This is a genomic window from Corynebacterium tuberculostearicum, assembly GCF_022347385.1.
Taxonomy (GTDB): domain Bacteria; phylum Actinomycetota; class Actinomycetes; order Mycobacteriales; family Mycobacteriaceae; genus Corynebacterium; species Corynebacterium tuberculostearicum_M.
On the sequence record NZ_JAKRDT010000007.1, the window covers coordinates 98580 to 115509 of the forward strand.

The 16930-nt window shown below is 63.2% G+C and carries 15 protein-coding genes; 6 read left to right on the forward strand and 9 right to left on the reverse strand.

The features are described 5' to 3' along the window. Window positions 1-27 precede the first annotated feature (27 nt). From folE to dacB, 5 genes are read right to left on the reverse strand one after another with little or no spacing between them, the layout of a single operon-like run. Window positions 28-621 (reverse strand): GTP cyclohydrolase I FolE, encoded by a 594-nt coding sequence (gene folE, locus MHK00_RS05730; protein WP_250410816.1) that lies wholly within the window; start codon window positions 619-621, stop codon window positions 28-30. Next, on the reverse strand, window positions 621-2978 hold the full coding sequence (gene ftsH, locus MHK00_RS05735) for an ATP-dependent zinc metalloprotease FtsH (RefSeq protein ID WP_250410817.1): 2358 nt from the start codon (window positions 2976-2978) through the stop codon (window positions 621-623). The genes folE and ftsH overlap by 1 nt, the downstream gene beginning before the upstream one ends. 12 nt (window positions 2979-2990) lie before the next feature. Further along, the gene (hpt, locus tag MHK00_RS05740) at window positions 2991-3578 is read right to left on the reverse strand and encodes a hypoxanthine phosphoribosyltransferase (protein ID WP_200435727.1); all 588 of its coding nucleotides are present in this window, start codon (window positions 3576-3578) and stop codon (window positions 2991-2993) included. Between the two features lie 12 nt (window positions 3579-3590). Then, entirely contained in the window at window positions 3591-4541 is a 951-nt protein-coding gene (gene tilS / locus MHK00_RS05745; protein WP_250410818.1) for a tRNA lysidine(34) synthetase TilS, read from the reverse strand. Continuing rightward, the gene (dacB, locus tag MHK00_RS05750; RefSeq protein ID WP_250410819.1) at window positions 4531-5817 is read right to left on the reverse strand and encodes a D-alanyl-D-alanine carboxypeptidase/D-alanyl-D-alanine endopeptidase; all 1287 of its coding nucleotides are present in this window, start codon (window positions 5815-5817) and stop codon (window positions 4531-4533) included. Before dacB ends, tilS begins: the two co-directional genes overlap by 11 nt. Before the next feature lie 82 nt (window positions 5818-5899). Here dacB and MHK00_RS05755 point away from each other — a divergent pair, with 82 nt between their 5' ends. After that, window positions 5900-6373 carry an inorganic diphosphatase gene (locus MHK00_RS05755; protein ID WP_005329894.1) on the forward strand — a complete coding sequence of 158 codons (474 nt, stop codon included), beginning with the start codon at window positions 5900-5902 and terminating at the stop codon, window positions 6371-6373. Window positions 6374-6583: 210 nt separating this feature from the next. Here the strand turns inward: MHK00_RS05755 and MHK00_RS05760 are convergent, their stop codons facing one another. The 3 genes from MHK00_RS05760 to MHK00_RS05770 are packed head-to-tail and all read right to left on the reverse strand — an operon-like array spanning window position 6584 to window position 9184. Next, on the reverse strand, window positions 6584-7159 hold the full coding sequence (locus tag MHK00_RS05760) for a S41 family peptidase (protein WP_239659035.1): 576 nt from the start codon (window positions 7157-7159) through the stop codon (window positions 6584-6586). Then, entirely contained in the window at window positions 7101-8501 is a 1401-nt protein-coding gene (locus MHK00_RS05765) for an FtsX-like permease family protein (protein WP_250410820.1), read from the reverse strand. The genes MHK00_RS05760 and MHK00_RS05765 overlap by 59 nt, the downstream gene beginning before the upstream one ends. Then, the gene (locus MHK00_RS05770) at window positions 8498-9184 is read right to left on the reverse strand and encodes an ABC transporter ATP-binding protein (protein ID WP_086588220.1); all 687 of its coding nucleotides are present in this window, start codon (window positions 9182-9184) and stop codon (window positions 8498-8500) included. The genes MHK00_RS05765 and MHK00_RS05770 overlap by 4 nt, the downstream gene beginning before the upstream one ends. A 110-nt stretch (window positions 9185-9294) precedes the next feature. Here MHK00_RS05770 and MHK00_RS05775 point away from each other — a divergent pair, with 110 nt between their 5' ends. Both MHK00_RS05775 and MHK00_RS05780 read left to right on the forward strand, forming a co-directional pair. Next, window positions 9295-9987, forward strand: a complete 693-nt coding sequence (locus MHK00_RS05775) for a sensor histidine kinase (RefSeq protein ID WP_250410821.1) — start codon at window positions 9295-9297, stop codon at window positions 9985-9987. A gap of 3 nt (window positions 9988-9990) precedes the next feature. Continuing rightward, complete coding sequence (locus tag MHK00_RS05780; RefSeq protein WP_086588222.1) at window positions 9991-10647, forward strand: LuxR C-terminal-related transcriptional regulator; 657 nt, start codon at window positions 9991-9993, stop codon at window positions 10645-10647. A gap of 289 nt (window positions 10648-10936) precedes the next feature. Here the strand turns inward: MHK00_RS05780 and MHK00_RS05785 are convergent, their stop codons facing one another. Further along, the gene (locus tag MHK00_RS05785; protein WP_250410822.1) at window positions 10937-11764 is read right to left on the reverse strand and encodes a hypothetical protein; all 828 of its coding nucleotides are present in this window, start codon (window positions 11762-11764) and stop codon (window positions 10937-10939) included. A gap of 434 nt (window positions 11765-12198) precedes the next feature. On the opposite strand from MHK00_RS05785, the gene MHK00_RS05790 reads away from it, so the two are divergent. From MHK00_RS05790 to MHK00_RS05800, 3 genes are read left to right on the forward strand one after another with little or no spacing between them, the layout of a single operon-like run. Further along, window positions 12199-12495, forward strand: coding sequence for a rhodanese-like domain-containing protein (locus tag MHK00_RS05790; RefSeq protein WP_023019946.1), 297 nt, complete (start codon window positions 12199-12201; stop codon window positions 12493-12495). Between the two features lie 37 nt (window positions 12496-12532). After that, window positions 12533-12991: a MarR family winged helix-turn-helix transcriptional regulator gene (locus tag MHK00_RS05795; RefSeq protein ID WP_023019947.1), complete on the forward strand. Its 459-nt coding sequence runs from the start codon at window positions 12533-12535 to the stop codon at window positions 12989-12991. After that, window positions 12992-16894 carry a Pls/PosA family non-ribosomal peptide synthetase gene (locus tag MHK00_RS05800; RefSeq protein ID WP_250410823.1) on the forward strand — a complete coding sequence of 1301 codons (3903 nt, stop codon included), beginning with the start codon at window positions 12992-12994 and terminating at the stop codon, window positions 16892-16894. Window positions 16895-16930 lie beyond the last annotated feature (36 nt).

Here is a 16930-nt window from a genome sequence, read left to right on the forward strand (position 1 = left end):
TTCTCGCTTTCGTGGTAACCGGGGGACTTAGCTGCGAATCAGGCTGAGCACCTCGGCGCGGGAGGCAGCATTGTTCTTGAAGCCGCCGCGCACCGCGGAGGTGGTCGTCGTCGCACCCGGCTTGCGAATACCGCGCATGGCCATGCACAAGTGCTCGCACTCAATGACCACGATGACGGACTGCGCACCGAGGACCTCCACCAAGGCGTCCGCTACCTGCTGGGTAAGGCGCTCTTGGACCTGGGGACGCTTGGCGTACATATCTGCCAGGCGGGCGAGCTTGCTCAAACCGGTGACGTGCCCGTCTTTGCCCGGGATGTAGCCGATATGCGCCACGCCGTAGAACGGCACTAGGTGGTGCTCGCAGGTGGAATAAATGGGGATATCGCGCACCAGAACCAATTCTTGGTGGTCCTCAGCGAAGGTCTTGTGCAGGACCTCGGTCGGGTCCTCGTGCAGTCCGGCAAAGACCTCGCGGTAAGCGCGGGCCACGCGGGCAGGGGTTTCGCGCAAGCCCTCGCGGTCAGGGTCCTCCCCAACCGCAAGGAGCAGCTCACGCACCGCTGCCTCCGCTCGGTCTTGGTCAAAGGCGGCGCGAGCGGGAATGTGATTTTCAGGCATTAGTTATCTTCTTGCTTGTCGTCCTCGCGCGCATAGGGGTTCTTGCGGCGATCCTTCTCGTCCCAGCCGGGGGTAAACCACTGGCTGGTCTCAGCCTCAGCATCCGCGCCGGCATCCGGCTTGTGGTGCTTTCCGCCACCGGCAGCGGGGCGTGCGGCCGGACGGGCGGTTGGCTCGGAAGCCGGGGCAGACTGGGCGTCGCGGGACTGCCGGGTCGGCTGGGCCGACTGGGCCGACGAGGAGTTCGCGGATTCCTTCGCGGGACCGCTGCCCAGCTCGCGGGCAGTGTCCGGGTCGACGTAATCGCCGGCGTGCTGACCAAAGTTGAAGCCCACCTCACCCTTCGGTTCTTCGCCGGCGAGGCGGCGCTCACGGGCGGCCCGGGAGGCATCGAGAAGCGTCATGCGCTTAGGCAGCTCCTCGCCGCGCTCCTTCGCCAGCTCGACCGGGGTCTTCACTGGGGCGTAGCCAATCTGGCGCGGGAAGCGATCGTCTTCGCCTGGGAAGACGTCGAAGGCCTCGCGCGGCTCGATGCCGTCGAAGATGCGCTCCAGGTCAGGGCGGCGCAGGGTTTCCTTCTCCAACAGGGCCTCGGCCAGCTTGTCCAGGTAGTGACGGTTATTGCGCAGGATGTCATAGGCCTGCTCGTGCGCGCGCTCGAGCAGGTAGCGCATTTGCTCATCAATCTTGGAGGCAACCTCATCGGAGTAATCGATGGAGCCGCCGCCACCCATCTGGCTGAAGGGATCGCCCTGCTCCTTGCCGTACTTTACGGTGCCCAGGTCTGGGGAGAAGCCGTACTCGGTGAGCATAGAACGAGCGATCTTGGTGGCGTTTTCAATATCGGAAGACGCACCGGTGGTCGGTGCACCGAAGACCAGTTCCTCGGCCGCGCGGCCGCCCATGGCAAAGACCAAGCGGGAGAAGAGCTCGTCGCGGGTGTACATGCCCTTGTCGTCTTCCTGGGAGGTCATGGCGTGGCCGCCGGTGCGGCCGCGGGCCAGAATGGTGACCTTGTACACGCGCTCAATATCCTTGAGTGCCCACGCAGAAAGCGTGTGTCCGCCCTCGTGGTAAGCGGTGACCTTCTTCTCGTGCTCGGAGATGATCTTGCCCTGGCGGCGCGGGCCGCCCACGACGCGGTCAGTGGCCTCTTCCAAGGCGTCATAGGTAATGACGTTGCCGCCAATGCGGGCGGTCAGCAATGCGGCCTCGTTGAGCACATTGGCCAGGTCCGCGCCGGACATGCCGGCGGTGCGCTTGGCCAGCTGTGCTACGTCAACCTCTTCTGCCAGCGGCTTATTCTTCGCGTGCACGCGCAGGATCTGCTCGCGTCCGGCCAAGTCCGGGTTGGTGACCGGAATCTGGCGGTCGAAGCGGCCCGGGCGCAGCAGCGCCGGATCCAGGATGTCCGGGCGGTTGGTGGCGGCGATGAGGATTACGCCCTCGCGGTCACCAAAGCCGTCCATTTCTACCAGGAGCTGGTTGAGGGTCTGCTCGCGCTCATCGTGGCCGCCGCCGGTACCGGAACCGCGCTGGCGGCCCACGGCGTCAATCTCGTCCACAAAGATAATGCAGGGGCTATTTTCCTTCGCCTGCTTGAACAGGTCGCGCACGCGGGAAGCACCCACGCCGACGAACATCTCCACAAAGTCAGAACCGGAGATGGAATAGAACGGCACTCCGGCCTCGCCAGCCACGGCGCGGGCAAGCAAGGTCTTACCGGTACCCGGAGGGCCATAAAGCAGCACGCCGCGCGGGATCTTGGCACCCAGCTCGTGGTAACGAGTGGGATCTTCCAGGAAGTCCTTGATCTCCTGCAGCTCGTCCACGGCCTCGTCCGCGCCGGCCACGTCCTCGAAGGTATTGGTCGGCATATCCTTGGTCAGTTCCTTGGCCTTGGAACCGCCGATGCCAAACATGCCACCAGCGCCCTGCTGCATGCGGGACATGAGCCAGAAGAGCACACCGAAGAGGATGATCATCGGCAGCAGCATGCTGAGCATGGAGCCCAAGAAGGATTCCTGCGTGACATTGGTCTGGTACTTTTCGGCACCGGAATCCTTGACGGCGTTAAAGACCTGCTCAGAGGCGCGGGCCGGGTACTTGGCCACGATCTCCTGCACGCCGTCGCGCTCGTCTACCGTGATTTCGTCCTTGAGCTTGATGCGCAGGCGCTGCTCGCGGTCATCGATTTCCACCTCATTGACGTTTTTGTCTTTGAGCTGGGTCAGCGCAACGGAGGTATCCGCTTGCACGTAGCCGCGGGCGTCGTTGCTAAAGAAGGTAAAAGCGTACAGCGCGATAAGGATGAGGGCCGCAATCCCGCCGTAGCGAAGAATCTTGTTGTTTTTCATTACTGCGCGATTTTAGTTGGTGGTATAGACATCAGGGTGGAGGGTGCCCACGTAAGGCAGATCGCGGTAGCGTTCCGCAAAGTCCAGCCCGTAGCCGATGACGAATTCATTCGGGATATCAAATCCCACATCCAGCAGGTCAATATCGGCCTTGACTACCTCCGGCTTGCGCAGCAGGGTGACCACATTCAGCGAGGCAGGGTTGCGGCCTTCCAGGTTGCGGATAAGCCACGACAGGGTGAGGCCCGAATCGATGATGTCTTCCACGATGAGCACGTTGCGCCCGGCAATATCGCGGTCCAAATCCTTCAAAATGCGCACCACGCCGGACGAGGAAGTGGAGGCACCGTAGGAGGATACGGCCATAAACTCCAGCTCGGAGGGGATAGATAGCTTGCGCGCAAAGTCCGTGAGGAAGAATGCGGCGCCTTTGAGCACACAGACCAACAGGAGGTCTTGCTCAGAGTCGGCATACTTTTCCGAGACCATATCCGCGAGTTCTTGGACGCGGTTTTGCAGTTCCTCTTCTCCAATGAGGATTGCTTCTACATCGTCACCGTAGCGGTTTGCGGGAACGGCGAAGTCTTTCTTGTCGTGCACGTGTGCGCTCCTTTAATGACCAGACAATAGTGCCAGTTTGCCACCTATACGGGCTACTTCCAACCTCTGCCCCACCTGCCGCGCCGATCGCACGGCCACCGGGCCTTGCCCATGCCAGTGGGTGCACAGCTTGCCGACGTCCCCCACTCCCCTCCTTGTTACCTCTACCCCCTCGCTGACCAGCCACGCAGCGATCGCCCGCCGGCGCCGCGGTTCCGCCATCGCCGCCAGTTCGGCGCAGTCGGTGGTGGGTGGGGTGCGCAGGGCGGCGTCGTCAAGCGCGGCGTCGCCTGCTGCTTGCGCCAGCGCTGGCACCGCGTCCCCGCCGATGATGCGGCTCAACTGCGGAATGACCTCTCGGCGCAGCGCCACGCGGCGGAAATTCGTGTCCGCGTTCTGCGGATCCTGCCACGCGGAAAGGCCCAACTCCGCGCAAGTGCCCTCGGTATCGCCTCGACGCACGTTCAGCAGCGGCCGCACCACGCGGGCGCCTTCGACCTCGCTGCGCTCGCTCATGCCGGTCACCCGCCCGCGCAGCGCGCCGAGCAGCAGCGTTTCCGCCTGGTCATCGGCCGTATGCGCCACGGCCACCTCTAAACCTTCGTCTGCGCACGCGGCGGCCAGTGCTCGATACCGCGCCGCCCGCGCGGCCGCCTCCATCGACTCCGCCCCCGCTGCAGCGCCCGCCTCAACGCTAAGCACCTGCGCCCGCGCGCCCAGCGTTCGCGCCTGTTCGGCCGCGCGCTGGGCCTGCGCCCGCGAGCCGTCCTGCAACCCGTGGTCCACGCACAGCGCGAGCACGTCGTGCCCCTCCGCAACGAGCGCCGCCATGAGAGCCAGCGAATCCGCGCCCCCGGAAAGCCCCACCGCCACTGCGTGGTCAAGGCCTGCGGCGCGCACGCCGCGCCGACACGCTAGAAAGTGCGGCGAAACCCGCGGCCAGAAGGGCTTATTAGAATTCATGCAGTGCAGAAGCCAACGCGTCTTGTGCCTTGCGGGCGGCCAAGATATCGCCGTCATTCACCAGGAAGGCAAAGGCATACACGCGCCCGGAATTACCCTGAGCGGTGCCGGCCAAGGCCGAAACCCCCGTCAGCGTGCCGGTCTTGGCGCGCACATAGCCCTTGGCCGCGGAATCGCCGTAGCGCTCGTACAGCGTGCCATCGCCGCCGGCCACCGGCAGGTAAGACACCAGCGGGCGTAGGTGCGGATCCTTGACCGCGCCATTGATGAGCTGCGTCAACAACCCGGCGGTGAGCCGATTGTCCACCGAGAGCCCGGAATTGTCCTTAATGTCGACGCCCTCGACGTCGAATCCCTGCTCCCGCAGTACCTCGAGCGTGGCCTGCGTATCGCCTTCAAAGCTGGCTTCCTTGCCTCGGGACATCGCCAGCTCACGCGCAATGGCCTCAGCCATGACATTATCGGAATGGCGCACCATTTCTCGGGCGCGGTCCGCTAGCGGCGGCGAATCCACGCTCGCCACCTCCTGCGCGTTTTCCGCCACTGAGCCCATGCCTACCTTGCCCGCGCCGAGGCGATCGCCTAGCTGCTTAGCGACGTCCAAAGCCGGCTCATGACTCCTCGGCACATCCCCCGTCGTCGCGCCCAGGCGACCACCGTAGAGCATGGCCGGTTCCATTGGCGCGACGAAGCCGCCGTCCACGTTTTCCGGATCCCAGCCTGGGGCCTGCGCCTCGCCGGACCATACGGAGGTATCGATGTAGACGCCATCGACCTGCTCGACGTTTTCCGAAATCTGCTCGGCCAAATCATCGAGCTGCTCATGCGTCATCCACACATCGCCCGCGGCCTTAATAACCACGTTCTTTTCGTTCGACCCACGGTAGACCTTGGTGGTGATTTTCTCATTCTCATCCAGCGCCAACGTCGCCGCCGCTGTGGTGAGGACCTTCGTGGACGAGGCCGGGGTAAGCCGCTTATCTGCGTCGCGCTGCCACACCACGTCACCGGTTTCGGTATCGATCACCTCGCCGCCGAAAGTGGCAAGGTCTTTATTCTTAGCGAGCTCATCCAGCTTCGCGCTCAGCGCATCCAGGTCTGCCTCGCCCGGCTGTGCTGCGCTCAACGGCTCCTCAGGAGCCTCGACCGCCTGCGCCTCCCCGTGCGAGAGATCGCCGTATTCGCGCTGGAGGGTAACGCCCAGCGCAGCCGTACCTCCGACCGCTGCTGCTACCACGAGCGCGGTCGCTGACCACCAAACATGCTTTGCTTTCATTGCCTTTAACCCTAGCGCGGATCCGCAACGCGCTAGACTATGGGCAGTAATTGATACCCAATCCCCCATGGAGGACATCGCTGTGAGCGTTGAAGTAACCATTGAAATCCCGAAGGGCTCCCGCAACAAGTACGAGGTTGACCACGAGTCCGGCAAGGTCTACCTCGACCGTTACCTGTTCACCCCGATGGCTTACCCGGCTGACTACGGCTTCATCGACCACACCCTGGGCGAGGACGGCGACCCGCTCGACGCCCTGGTCATCCTGCCAGAGCCGGTCTTCCCGGGCGTAGTCGTTGAGGCCCGCATCGTCGGCGTCTTCAAGATGACCGACGAGGCCGGCGGCGACGACAAGCTGCTCGCCGTCATCGATGACCCGCGCTGGGAGCGCTACCAGGACATCAACGATGTGGAGCAGCACATCAAGGACGAAATCGAGCACTTCTTCGTCCACTACAAGGACCTGGAGCCGAACAAGGAAGTTACCGGCTCCGGCTGGGGCGACAAGGCCGAGGCAGAGAAGATCCTCGACGAGGCAAAGGCTCGCTTCAAGTAAGCGCTTCTGCCGCACGCTAACGGCGGCACTGTGAAGGTACGTTTCCGCAGACGGCGGAGACCGAAGAGGTTTCCCACCGCGCGCCGAAGCGTACCTTTCGCGTTTTCCGACTAATCACTGTCGTTCACGGTAAATAGTGGCGAAAAATTGCGTGTTTCGGGGCGTTATTTGCCGTGAACGCCAAAGGCACCCGTGGACGAAAACCGCGCCTTAGGAGCCACAATGGGAGGCAAGCGAGCCGTCGAGCTCAGATTCCGGGGTATCAGGAGCGATGGGGTCCTCGGCGAACTCCTCGCCCGTGCACGCCTTGTCCTTGGCAGTAGTGAGCATGAGCGAGCGGCTGTCCGGGTAATCCAGCACCACGTTGGCGGAGGCGTAGCCGGCGGTCGGCTCGCCGAAGGTGCGCACGTTGTCCAGGCCGCGGAAGGTCAGGAGGGTGACTTCGGCGGAGGAGGCGGCGTCGATGGCGGCAACGAGGAGCTCCGCGTTGGTCGGGTCCTCTTTGAAGGCCTCGCGGGCGCGCTGAAATTCTTCGCTCTCGCCATAGATTCCGGTATACGCTGCGGTATCCACCATCGCGGTGTTTATACGTTTTTCGCTGGTGTTGAAAGGAATATAGGGCTTGCCCAGCAGCGCCCCGCCATAGGAGGGGCCGAGGAAGTACACGGCGGCGAGCACCGCGATAAAGGCAACGCCGAAGAGTCCGCCAAAATTTTCAGCACAGTTTTCATTCTTTTCGACCTCCTGTGCGCAGCACGTAGCCGCGCAACGGTTCAACAAGGACAATGGCAAGAAGCGTGACCACCCAGCCCACCGCCAGGAAGCCGAAGGCCATAAGCAGGCGAGCGCTCACGTCGACGTCGCTTGAATCGAGGCCGGAGAAGAACATCAGCGAGGCGATGCCACCGCCGAAGAGGAAGCCGAAGAAGCTCAAGCCCACGACCGGGCCCATGACGGTCCAGGCACCGGAGCGGAACTGGAAGCCGCGCGGCACGCCCATGAGATCCAGGGAGCGGATGAGCTCCTTGTCTTCGAAGATGCCGGAGACCTGGCCCAGGATGATGGACATGGTGGTCAGCGTGAAGCCGAAGATGAGGGTTAACAAGACACCGGTGGAGATGTCCTTGAACACCACGTTCGTCCCCGGGTCTTCCTTCAGAGATAGGGCCAAAGCGTCTGCGCCCAGGGGCGCGGCAACGAGGAAGCCGGCCAGGTAGCCGAAGAAGCCGATGGCAGCGCTGCGCCGCCATGCCGGGCGGGCATTGCCCGCCACGCGCTGGCAGGCCACGAAGTGCGCGGTTCCGGGGAAGAGGGAGAAGACGTGCGCGCCCAGCTGCAGGATGAAAGGCGCGATGAGGTTGATGCTCATCAGCATGCCAAACATGACCACGACGACCATCGCGGTGGGCGGGCCCGCCTTGCCCGTGAGGAACACGCCGCCGACTGCCACGATGATGAGGAAGACGATGGCGCGCCACCAGCGGTAGGCCGCGGGCATCTGGCGTTTGGCCACGCCCAGCGGGCTCACCCGCACGCGGCGCATGCCGTACAGTGCCGCGCCGATGGCCAGGAGGAAAAGCACACCGGCCACGGCTATATATCCCCACCAGGGCAGCAGAATCTCTGTCAGATCAATGGGCCGCATCTGGAAGTCCAGCTGGGTAAAGACCGGTGCGACGAGTAGGCTAATCAGCCCGCCGAGCACGATGCCGATCACCGCCTGGAGGCCGGTTTCCACAATTGCCATGCGCTCCACCTGGCGGGAGCTTAAGCCCAGCAGGCGCAGGGTGGCCAGGCGCTGCTCCCTGCCGGACGCACCCAGGACGGCGGCCTGGGAGGTGAGGTTAAACAGCGCGGGAAGGATGAACGCGCAGGCAAAGAGAGCCAGGGCGAACCAGGGATAAAGGAAGGCCTCCATCTCGTTGCCAAAGGCCTCCTTGAGGGCGGGCGCGGCGTCCTCGACGTGCTGGGCGCGCTCCCAAAACATCCAGGTACCACCCGCAACCAAAAAGGCAATGGCGGAACCGATGGTCAGGCTCACAATCGCCAATAGAGAGACGATGCCCGTGCCCGAGCGCGCGCGAATGGATTCGCGCTGCAGGTCATAGACCAAGGTGGCGGTGTTCATCGAATCACCCCTAGGCGGCGGTCGTCGTGAATGATGCCATCGCGAATCTCCACGCGGCGTTGCATCCAATCGGCCACCTTCGGGTCGTGCGTGACCATGACCAGGCTCGCCCCGGCCTGGCGCACGATGGTGGTGAGCATCTGCATGACCTCGTGGCCGGTGGACTGATCCAGCGCACCGGTCGGCTCGTCGGCGAAGACAACGCCTGGGTTCGCCACCAGCGCACGCGCAATGGTCACGCGCTGGGCCTGGCCACCGGAGACCTGCGCCGGGCGGCGGTCCGCCAGGCCACCCAGGCCCAGCTGATCAAGAAGCTCCATCGCGCGCCTGCGGGCCGCACCCCGCCCCATACCGTTAAGCATGGCCGGCAGCGCCACGTTATCCACGTTGCTGAGCTCCGGCAGCAGCTGACCATCCTGGAAGACGAAGCCGAAGTTGCGCAGGCGGGTGCGGGAGCGGGGGGCGTCGGAAAGCGCGGAGAGCTCCTCGTCCCCGTAGCGCACGCTACCGTGCGTGGGGGTGAGCACGCCGGACATGCAGTGCAGCAGCGTGGACTTGCCGGAGCCAGACGGCCCCATGACGGCCACGAGCTCGCCCGGTTCAATGTCGAGGGAAATTCCGGCGAGCACCGGGCCGCCGCCGAAGTCCTTGGTGATGTCTGTCAGGGAAAGTGTCTGTGCCATGTCTCTCATTCCACCGTGCCGGGCCCGCGGAAAGAACAGCCCTAGCGTTGCTCTTTAAGGTAGTGCCAGCACTACCCCTGTAGTTCGGGGCACCCGATATGCTGTGAACCGTGTTCCGAAAGAAGCCCCAACCCACCACGCACGAGCAGCAGCAGGCGCAGCAGATTGCGCAGCTCACGGCCTCGCGCCGCGCCATCGCGGACGCCTACGAGGTCGAGCGCGCCCGCATCGAGCACGACCTGCACGACGGCGCGCAGCAATACCTCGTTGCCGCGAGCATGAAGTTGGGCGAGGCTCTTCTCGACGCCCCCGCTGGCCTCACCGAGCTCCTCACCGCCGCAAAGCAGGACGTGGACCGCGGCCTGAATTCCCTGCGCGCCACGGTGCACGGCATTCACCCACAGGTGCTGCAGGATCACGGCCTGGTCGCCGCGCTTGCCGACGCCGCCTCCTCCCACGGCCCCCACGTCAGCGTCTTCGCCCCGCATTCTCTACCTGAGCTCTCCGCCTCCGTGCTGGCCTGCGGCTATTTCTTCGGCACGGAAGCTTTGACGAATGCGGCCAAGCATGCGCCGGGCGCGCCGGTTTCGGTGCTGGTGACCTCGGACGATTCGCTGCGCATCACCGTGGTGGATGAGGGCCCCGGCGGCGCACAGGTCGTCCCAGGGCACGGCCTGGCGGGGATGGCCGAGCGTCTTGGTGCCTTCGGCGGAGAAATGTCTTTGTCCTCACCGCCTGGCGGCCCGACCCGGGTGGCCGGGTCCATTCCCCTTCTTCTCGATCGCGGACAGCCAGGAGTGTAAAAGATGAGCTTAAGGATTGTGGTAGCGGATGACTCCGCCATTCTGCGCGAGGGCCTGGCCGGCCTGTTGGAGCGCCGCGGGCACTCTGTAGTGGGCCAGGCTTCCTCTGCTCCTTCGCTCGAGGCTGTGGTGGATAAACTGCGCGACGACCTGCCGGACATCGTCATCACGGACGTGCGCATGCCGCCGGACATGGGCGACGATGGCTTGAAAGCCGCCGTAAATTTGAGAAACGCCTACCCGGGCCTGCCCGTCATGGTGCTCTCCCAGTACGTGGCCCCGGCCTATGCGGTGGAGCTCTTCGACTCCCCCGAGGCCGGCACCGGCTACCTTTTGAAGGACCGTGTCTCCGAGGTGCGCGACTTCCTGGCCAGCCTGGACGTGGTGGCCCAGGGCGGCACCGTCATCGACCCCACCGTGGCTCAAGTTCTCATGAGCTCCGGACGCAGCGGCTTGGGCGAGCTCACCCCGCGCGAGCGCGAGGTTCTCGAATTAATGTCCCGCGGCAAGTCCAACAAGGACATCGCCGCCGAGCTCGTTTTATCCGCCGCCGCGGTGGCCAAGCATGTCTCCAACATCTTCACCAAGCTTCGCTTAGACCCCGGCGAGGACAACCGCCGCGTCAAGGCGATTCTGGAGTACCTCTCCGCGCACCGTTAAAACGCGCACGCAGGCCTGCGCGGGGCCAGCGCCGTGTGCGTCACTTTGCCCCCATGCGACACACCAGAATCGCCGCGGGCCGCCCGTACAACGCTCACGGTAAATAGCGCGCGAACCCCCCATTTTCCGGCGCTATTTACCATGAACAACATCGGCTCCTCACACGAACCGACGATCCAAGTGCCACAGCCAGATCCGTGGCTTGCACCTGCGTGCTCTCCGCCAGAATTCGTTCTTCGACACGAAGAATCACGCGGTCCTTCGCATCCAAATTCTGAGCAGTCGTGGCCTAACTTTCTGGCCGGTGTGTGCTCTGATTCAGCAAGGTGCGAGTTTTAACCTTCACAAGGTTGAGATTCCAAAGTCGGGTCTCATCGACCATAGCGAATTCGGTGGTGTCCTCATCTGAGATGTCGACTTCGATGGTGACGGCATTGCCTGCGGAAGAAATAATAGTGTAGTTAAGCCCTTCAAGCCTGTCAATTAATGTGGTGACCGCTTCGTTTGTCGGGGTGGTCTTGCCCGACAGCGCAGTAGCAATATCAACGAGCTTCTTTTCATCGGGTGCTTCATCGCCGCTGTCGATGAAGCAATATTGTTGAATTGGCGATCCATCCTCTGCAGGGGCGATGGAATGATCTTCCGCTGAACCAACTTTCGTAACCGTAAGCCTCCCCGTGACGTCCTCAAACGCTAGCTGCTCGCGTGGACTGCGGTTGTTGCAGGCAAAGTGAATGGTGTCGCCTTCCCTCCTGGTGATAACAATCCCTGAATCACCAGTCATGTATTCGTAGGTGGGTTCGACATCTTTCTTGTAACTATGCAGGTACTCGTTGAAAACGAGTAGCGTGCCATTTTCCTGTCCGGTGCGAAGGCGGAAGCTTGAGCTATTGCTAACGCCATCGGTAAGTCGAATGCTGTTTTCTGTCTCATTATCAAAGAGTACGAACTCAGCGCTAAAGGTCCTAAGCCTCATTGCAGTGGGAGCCGTATCTTGGCGAACTTCAAATTCGAGGTTGACAATATATTCGGTGTGAGGCTCCAAGCTCACCTCGACACCGCATTCAATGGTCATGCCTTCGATTTCAAGCGTGCCTTGTCGAAGCTCTGTCCGCATGCATGTAAGACTTTACATCAAAAAATTTCCCTTTCAATTCAGATGAATGTTGAAAACGTGGTGGAGAAGACCCACCCTCGCCATAAACAGAAAGCTGTACCTTGGGCTGTACGCCACTCTAATCACGACCAAGACAGGTTCGCCTGAACTCATCTCAGTTGCCGCTGGAAATTGATGCCCCGCGCACATCCGCCGCGGATGCCAAGGACTTGGACCAAGGCATACTTTAAGCCTCGAATACAAGGGGTTTAATGCCGAAGCAGATAACCATTTGGGCTACAAGTCTGGCGAGACAAGAGCTAAAGCTGCTGGAACAGGCAGTTGCCGCAACGGGCCGAGCTCACAGTTTTTCGCCCCGCCTGGTTCCTCACGGCTCTTCTCGGACGCGGCACGCGGAGCAGCATAAGGACCTCTGCGTGACTAGGGTATGAGGCATGAAAAACGTTCAACCAACTGAAGTACCAGAAGGCGCACAGCTTATTGACGTCCGCGAAAACGACGAGTGGGCAGTGGAACGTGCGAAAGGCGCAACCCATATCCCGATGAGCGAGATTACGGGTCGCATCCAGGAAATCGACCCAGATAAGGATATCTACGTAATCTGCCACGCAGGCGGTCGCAGCATGCAGGTCTGCCAGTATCTAGAACATGCGCTGGGCTGGGACACCATCAATGTGGATGGCGGCACGGATAAGTGGAAGGCTTCTGGGCTCCCCATCGAAACGGATTAATTGGCCTTAACCAATCTTTTGGGATTATGATGATGGTATGGCTTCCACGAATAATTCTGTAATCCCAACGACCCTGCTCGAGTCCCCGTCGTTCCAATTGGAGCGCCTCCGCCGCCGCACCCGCGATGGCGTAGAGGCTGCTTTGCAGACCAAGCAGACAACGCTGCGCGAGTACTGGGTCCTTACCTGTCTGGTCGACGCGGATGCCGCGTCGCAGTCTTATCTGTCCGAAACCCTGGCCATTGACGCCTCTGACATGGTGCGTCTTATCGACGCCCTCGAGGACCGCGGCTGGGCAAAGCGCGAACGCGACCCAAAGGATCGCCGCCGCCAGATCGTCGCTTCCACCAAAAAGGGCACAAAGGCCCACAAGGACCTGGCGGTGCTGGTCGCTACCGCCGAGGACGAGGCATTGGATGAGTCCACCAATAAGCAGCTCAAGCATCTGCGAAAGTTGGCTAAGTCCATCATTGCCGCGGACGAAGAAGAGGCATAAATGGCGGGTCCCGAATCGCTCGTCCCACAGCAGTACCTTCTAGGAAGCGCGGCACCGCGGCCGCGCACGCTGTGGGACATCATTACCACCACCGCGGAAATGAACCCCGATGCCGCCGCGCTTGATGACGGCGAAATCATCACCTATTCCGAGCTCATCCACGAGGTCGAGGCATGGGCTGCCGAGCTGCACGCCAATGGCGTGCGCCGCGGCGATCGCATCGGCATTAGGATGACCTCCGGCAAACGCGAGCTTTACCTCGCCATTTTGGCGACCTTGGCGGCAGGCGCAGCCTATGTGCCTGTCGACGCCGATGACCCTGACGAGCGCGCCGAGATGGTTTTCGGCGAAGCCGATATCGATGGCGTTTTCACGGACGACGGATTCCGCTTCCTGCGGGACTCCGCGCGCCCGGACGCCCCTGCTGAGGAGACGAATGCTCCGCGCCCAGAGGACACCGCGTGGATCATCTTCACCTCAGGTTCGACCGGCAAGCCCAAGGGCGTGGCCGTCAGCCACCGTTCCGCGGCCGCCTTCGTGGACGCGGAAGCGAGCCTCTTTTTGGTCAACCACCCGCACGGGCCCTTAGGTCCTGAGGATCGCGTGCTCGCCGGCTTGTCCGTCGCCTTCGACGCCTCCTGCGAGGAAATGTGGCTGGCCTGGGGCCACGGCGGCTGCCTGGTCCCAGCACCGCGGTCTTTGGTGCGTTCCGGCATGGACCTGGGCCCGTGGCTCATTCGCCGCGACATCACCGTCGTGTCTACCGTGCCCACCCTGGCGGGCCTCTGGCCGGCCGAAGCTCTCGACAATATCCGCCTACTCATCGTCGGCGGCGAGGCCTGCTCGCAAGAATTGGTGGACCGTTTGGCCACCGAGGACCGCGAGATGTGGAATACCTACGGCCCCACCGAGGCCACCGTCGTCGCCTGTGCACAGCAGATGCTGCCGGGCCGGCCGGTGTCCATTGGATTGCCGCTTAACGGTTGGGACCTGGTGGTCGTCGATAAGCAGGGCATGCCCGTGGAAATGGGCGGCGTCGGCGAGCTGGTAATCGGCGGCGTGGGACTGGCGTCCTATCTGGATCCGGCCAAGGACGCGGAAAAATACGCACCGCTGGAGTCCATGGGCTGGCAGCGCGCCTATCGCACCGGTGACCACGTTCGCCTGGAAGAAGACGGGCTGTACTTCGTCGGCCGCGTGGATGACCAAGTAAAGATTGGCGGGCGCCGCATCGAGCTCGGCGAGGTCGAAGCTAATGTTGCGGCGCTAGATAACGTCTACAACTCGGCCGTGGCCGTGCAAAAGACTCCCGGCGGCGAGTCCGTTCTGGTGGGCTATGTTTCCCTCGAGGATGAGTCCAAGGGCTTCGATCATGAGGCCGCGCATGCGCGCCTGGCCGATACCATGCCGGCTGCACTCGTCCCGCGCATCTGCGTGATGGAGGAGCTACCGGTGCGCACCTCCGGCAAGGTGGATAAGAAGGCCCTGCCGTGGCCGCTGCCTGGAGTGGGCGTGGAATCGACCACGCTGACCGAGACCGAAAAATGGCTCGCGGAGCTATGGGTGGAAACCCTCGGTGTATCCGTGGAGGATGAGAACGCCGACTTCTTCTCGCTCGGCGGTACCTCCCTGGCGGCCGCGACCCTGGTGGGGCATATCAGGGAGCGCTACCCCACCGTGGCCGTGCGCGACCTCTACGATCACCCGCGCTTGGGTTCTCTGGCGGAGCTCATCGGCGGCGCCGAGCCGCGCCCCGCGGCTGCCGACGTCCCCATGCGCGAGGTCACCAAGGTCGGCTTTGGCACCCGCCTCGCCCAGACCTTGATTCAGATTCCGGTCATGACCCTGGCCGCATCCAGCTGGCTGGCTTGGCTTATGTTGGGCTCCACCGTGGCGGCATCACTGGGCTTCGAGTGGGCCACTGCTTTCCCGTGGTGGCTGGTCATCGCCATGCTCATTGTCTTTGTCACCCCGGTGGGGCGCATCCCTCTCGGCGGCTACGGTGCGCGGCTCATTACGGCCGGCATTAAGCCTGGAGACTACCCGCGCGGCGGTTCTACGCACCTACGCATCTGGGCGGCTGAGCGCTGGGCTAATGCCGCTGGCGCGAGCTCCCTGGCCGGTGCCACGCGCGTGAATAACTACGCCCGTGCGCTCGGAGTCAAGGTCAAGCGCGGCGTGGACCTGCACTCCCTGCCGCCAGTTACCGGCCTGCTCACCCTGGGCAAGCACGCCGCCATCGAGCCCGAGGTGGATCTTTCCGGCTACTGGCTAGACGGCGATATCTTGCACGTGGGCGCCATCGACGTGAAGGAAGGCGCCCGCGTGGGCGCGCGCTCCACGCTGCTGCCTGGCACCGTGGTGGGCAAGTACGCCCACGTGGAGGCCGGTTCCACCGTCACTGGCCGAAAGAAGATCAAGGACGGCCAGCGCTGGTCCGGCTCCCCTGCCCAAAAGGTGGGCCGCTCCAAGCACCGCTTCCCGTCCCATACGCCAAAGCGTCGGCCGTGGTGGGTGGCCATCTATGACGCCACCTCCGTCCTGCTGGCCATCCAGCCGGTCGTGGCGCTGGCGGTTGGCGCGGCCCTTGTTCTCACCCTCGTGCAGTCCACCGGCGGCGATGGCTTTATCGGCGCGATCTTCTTCGCACCTGTAGGTGCGCTGGCGGCCTTTGCCACCTATATGCTGCAGACTTGGTTGGGCGTGCGCATTCTCTCCCTCGGCATTAGCCCGGGCGTAACGCCTGTGCGTTCGGTCAAGGGCTGGCGCCTGTGGGCCATCGAACGCCTCATGGACGAGGCGCGCACCAAGCTCTTCCCGCTCTATGCCTCGCAGCTCACCCCGACGTGGCTGCGCACGCTCGGCGCGCAGATCGGCACCAACGTGGAAATTTCCACCGCGGTGATGATCCCCAAGCTCACCGAGGTCAAAGAAGGCGCCTTCCTGGCCGATGACACCATGATTGGCGGCTACGAACTCGGCGGCGGCTGGATGCGCACCGGCGAAACCAAGGTAGGCAAGCGCTCCTTCGTGGGTAACTCCGGCATCACCGCACCCGGCCGCAAGCTATCGAAGAACTCGCTCGTTGCCGTGCTTTCTTCTACTCCGAAGAAAACCAAGGCCGGCGCCAACTGGTGGGGTGCTCCTCCAGAGCGCATGCGCCGCGTGACGGTGGAGGTAGACTCCCCCGCCAACTCGGGTGAGGCGCTGACCTATAACCCGGGCTTTGCGGTGAAGGCCGCCCGCGGCGTGGTGGAAACCATGCGCCTTCTGGCGCCCATGTTTTCTGCCATGCTGCTTGCCGCGACGCTTGGCGTGTACTACTCGCTTCTCGACGCCCTCGGTTTCCCCCTCACCTGGCTCCTCTCCGGCCTCATCCTCATGGGTATGGGTGCCGTGGCCATGGCCGTCACCGTCGCCGTCAAGTGGATCTGCGTGGGCAAGCACCGCGCGGCCGACCACCCACTGTGGTCCGCTTTTGTCTGGCTCAACGAGCTGCAGGACGCCTTCGTGGAAGTTGTCGCCGCGCCGTGGTTCTTCCAACACACCTACGGCTCCGGCGAGATCAACCTGGGCCTGCGCGCCCTCGGCGTGAAGATCGGCCGCGGCGCGTGGATCGATTCCTATTGGTTCCCGGAAACGGACCTCATCCGCATCGGTGAGGCCGCCACCGTTGGCCCTGGCACCGTGGTGCAAACCCACCTTTTCCAGGACCGCGTGATGAGCTTGGATACCGTTACCATCCAGGACGGTGCCACGCTGGCCGCTCACTCGGTAGCTTTGCCGGCCTCGCTCATTGGCACCGCCTCCACCGTGGGGCCCGGCTCGCTGGTTATGCGCGGTGACCGCGTGCCCACCAACGCCGTGTGGCAGGGCAACCCCATCGAGCCATGGCGGCGGTAGGGCTACAGGAGCCACCTTCTCCTATGTCGCGGTAGG

Bases quoted from the DNA above. Each gene is read 5' to 3' on its own strand.
- MHK00_RS05780 (WP_086588222.1), top strand. From the start codon at position 9,991: ATGAGCTTAAGGATTGTGGTAGCGGATGACTCCGCCATTCTGCGCGAG.
- folE (WP_250410816.1), bottom strand. From the start codon at position 621: ATGCCTGAAAATCACATTCCCGCTCGCGCCGCCTTTGACCAAGACCGA.
- MHK00_RS05790 (WP_023019946.1), top strand. From the start codon at position 12,199: ATGAAAAACGTTCAACCAACTGAAGTACCAGAAGGCGCACAGCTTATT.
- MHK00_RS05765 (WP_250410820.1), bottom strand. From the start codon at position 8,501: ATGAACACCGCCACCTTGGTCTATGACCTGCAGCGCGAATCCATTCGC.
- MHK00_RS05785 (WP_250410822.1), bottom strand. From the start codon at position 11,764: ATGCGGACAGAGCTTCGACAAGGCACGCTTGAAATCGAAGGCATGACC.
- MHK00_RS05800 (WP_250410823.1), top strand. From the start codon at position 12,992: ATGGCGGGTCCCGAATCGCTCGTCCCACAGCAGTACCTTCTAGGAAGC.
- MHK00_RS05795 (WP_023019947.1), top strand. From the start codon at position 12,533: ATGGCTTCCACGAATAATTCTGTAATCCCAACGACCCTGCTCGAGTCC.
- MHK00_RS05770 (WP_086588220.1), bottom strand. From the start codon at position 9,184: ATGGCACAGACACTTTCCCTGACAGACATCACCAAGGACTTCGGCGGC.
- ftsH (WP_250410817.1), bottom strand. From the start codon at position 2,978: ATGAAAAACAACAAGATTCTTCGCTACGGCGGGATTGCGGCCCTCATC.
- tilS (WP_250410818.1), bottom strand. From the start codon at position 4,541: ATGAATTCTAATAAGCCCTTCTGGCCGCGGGTTTCGCCGCACTTTCTA.
- dacB (WP_250410819.1), bottom strand. From the start codon at position 5,817: ATGAAAGCAAAGCATGTTTGGTGGTCAGCGACCGCGCTCGTGGTAGCA.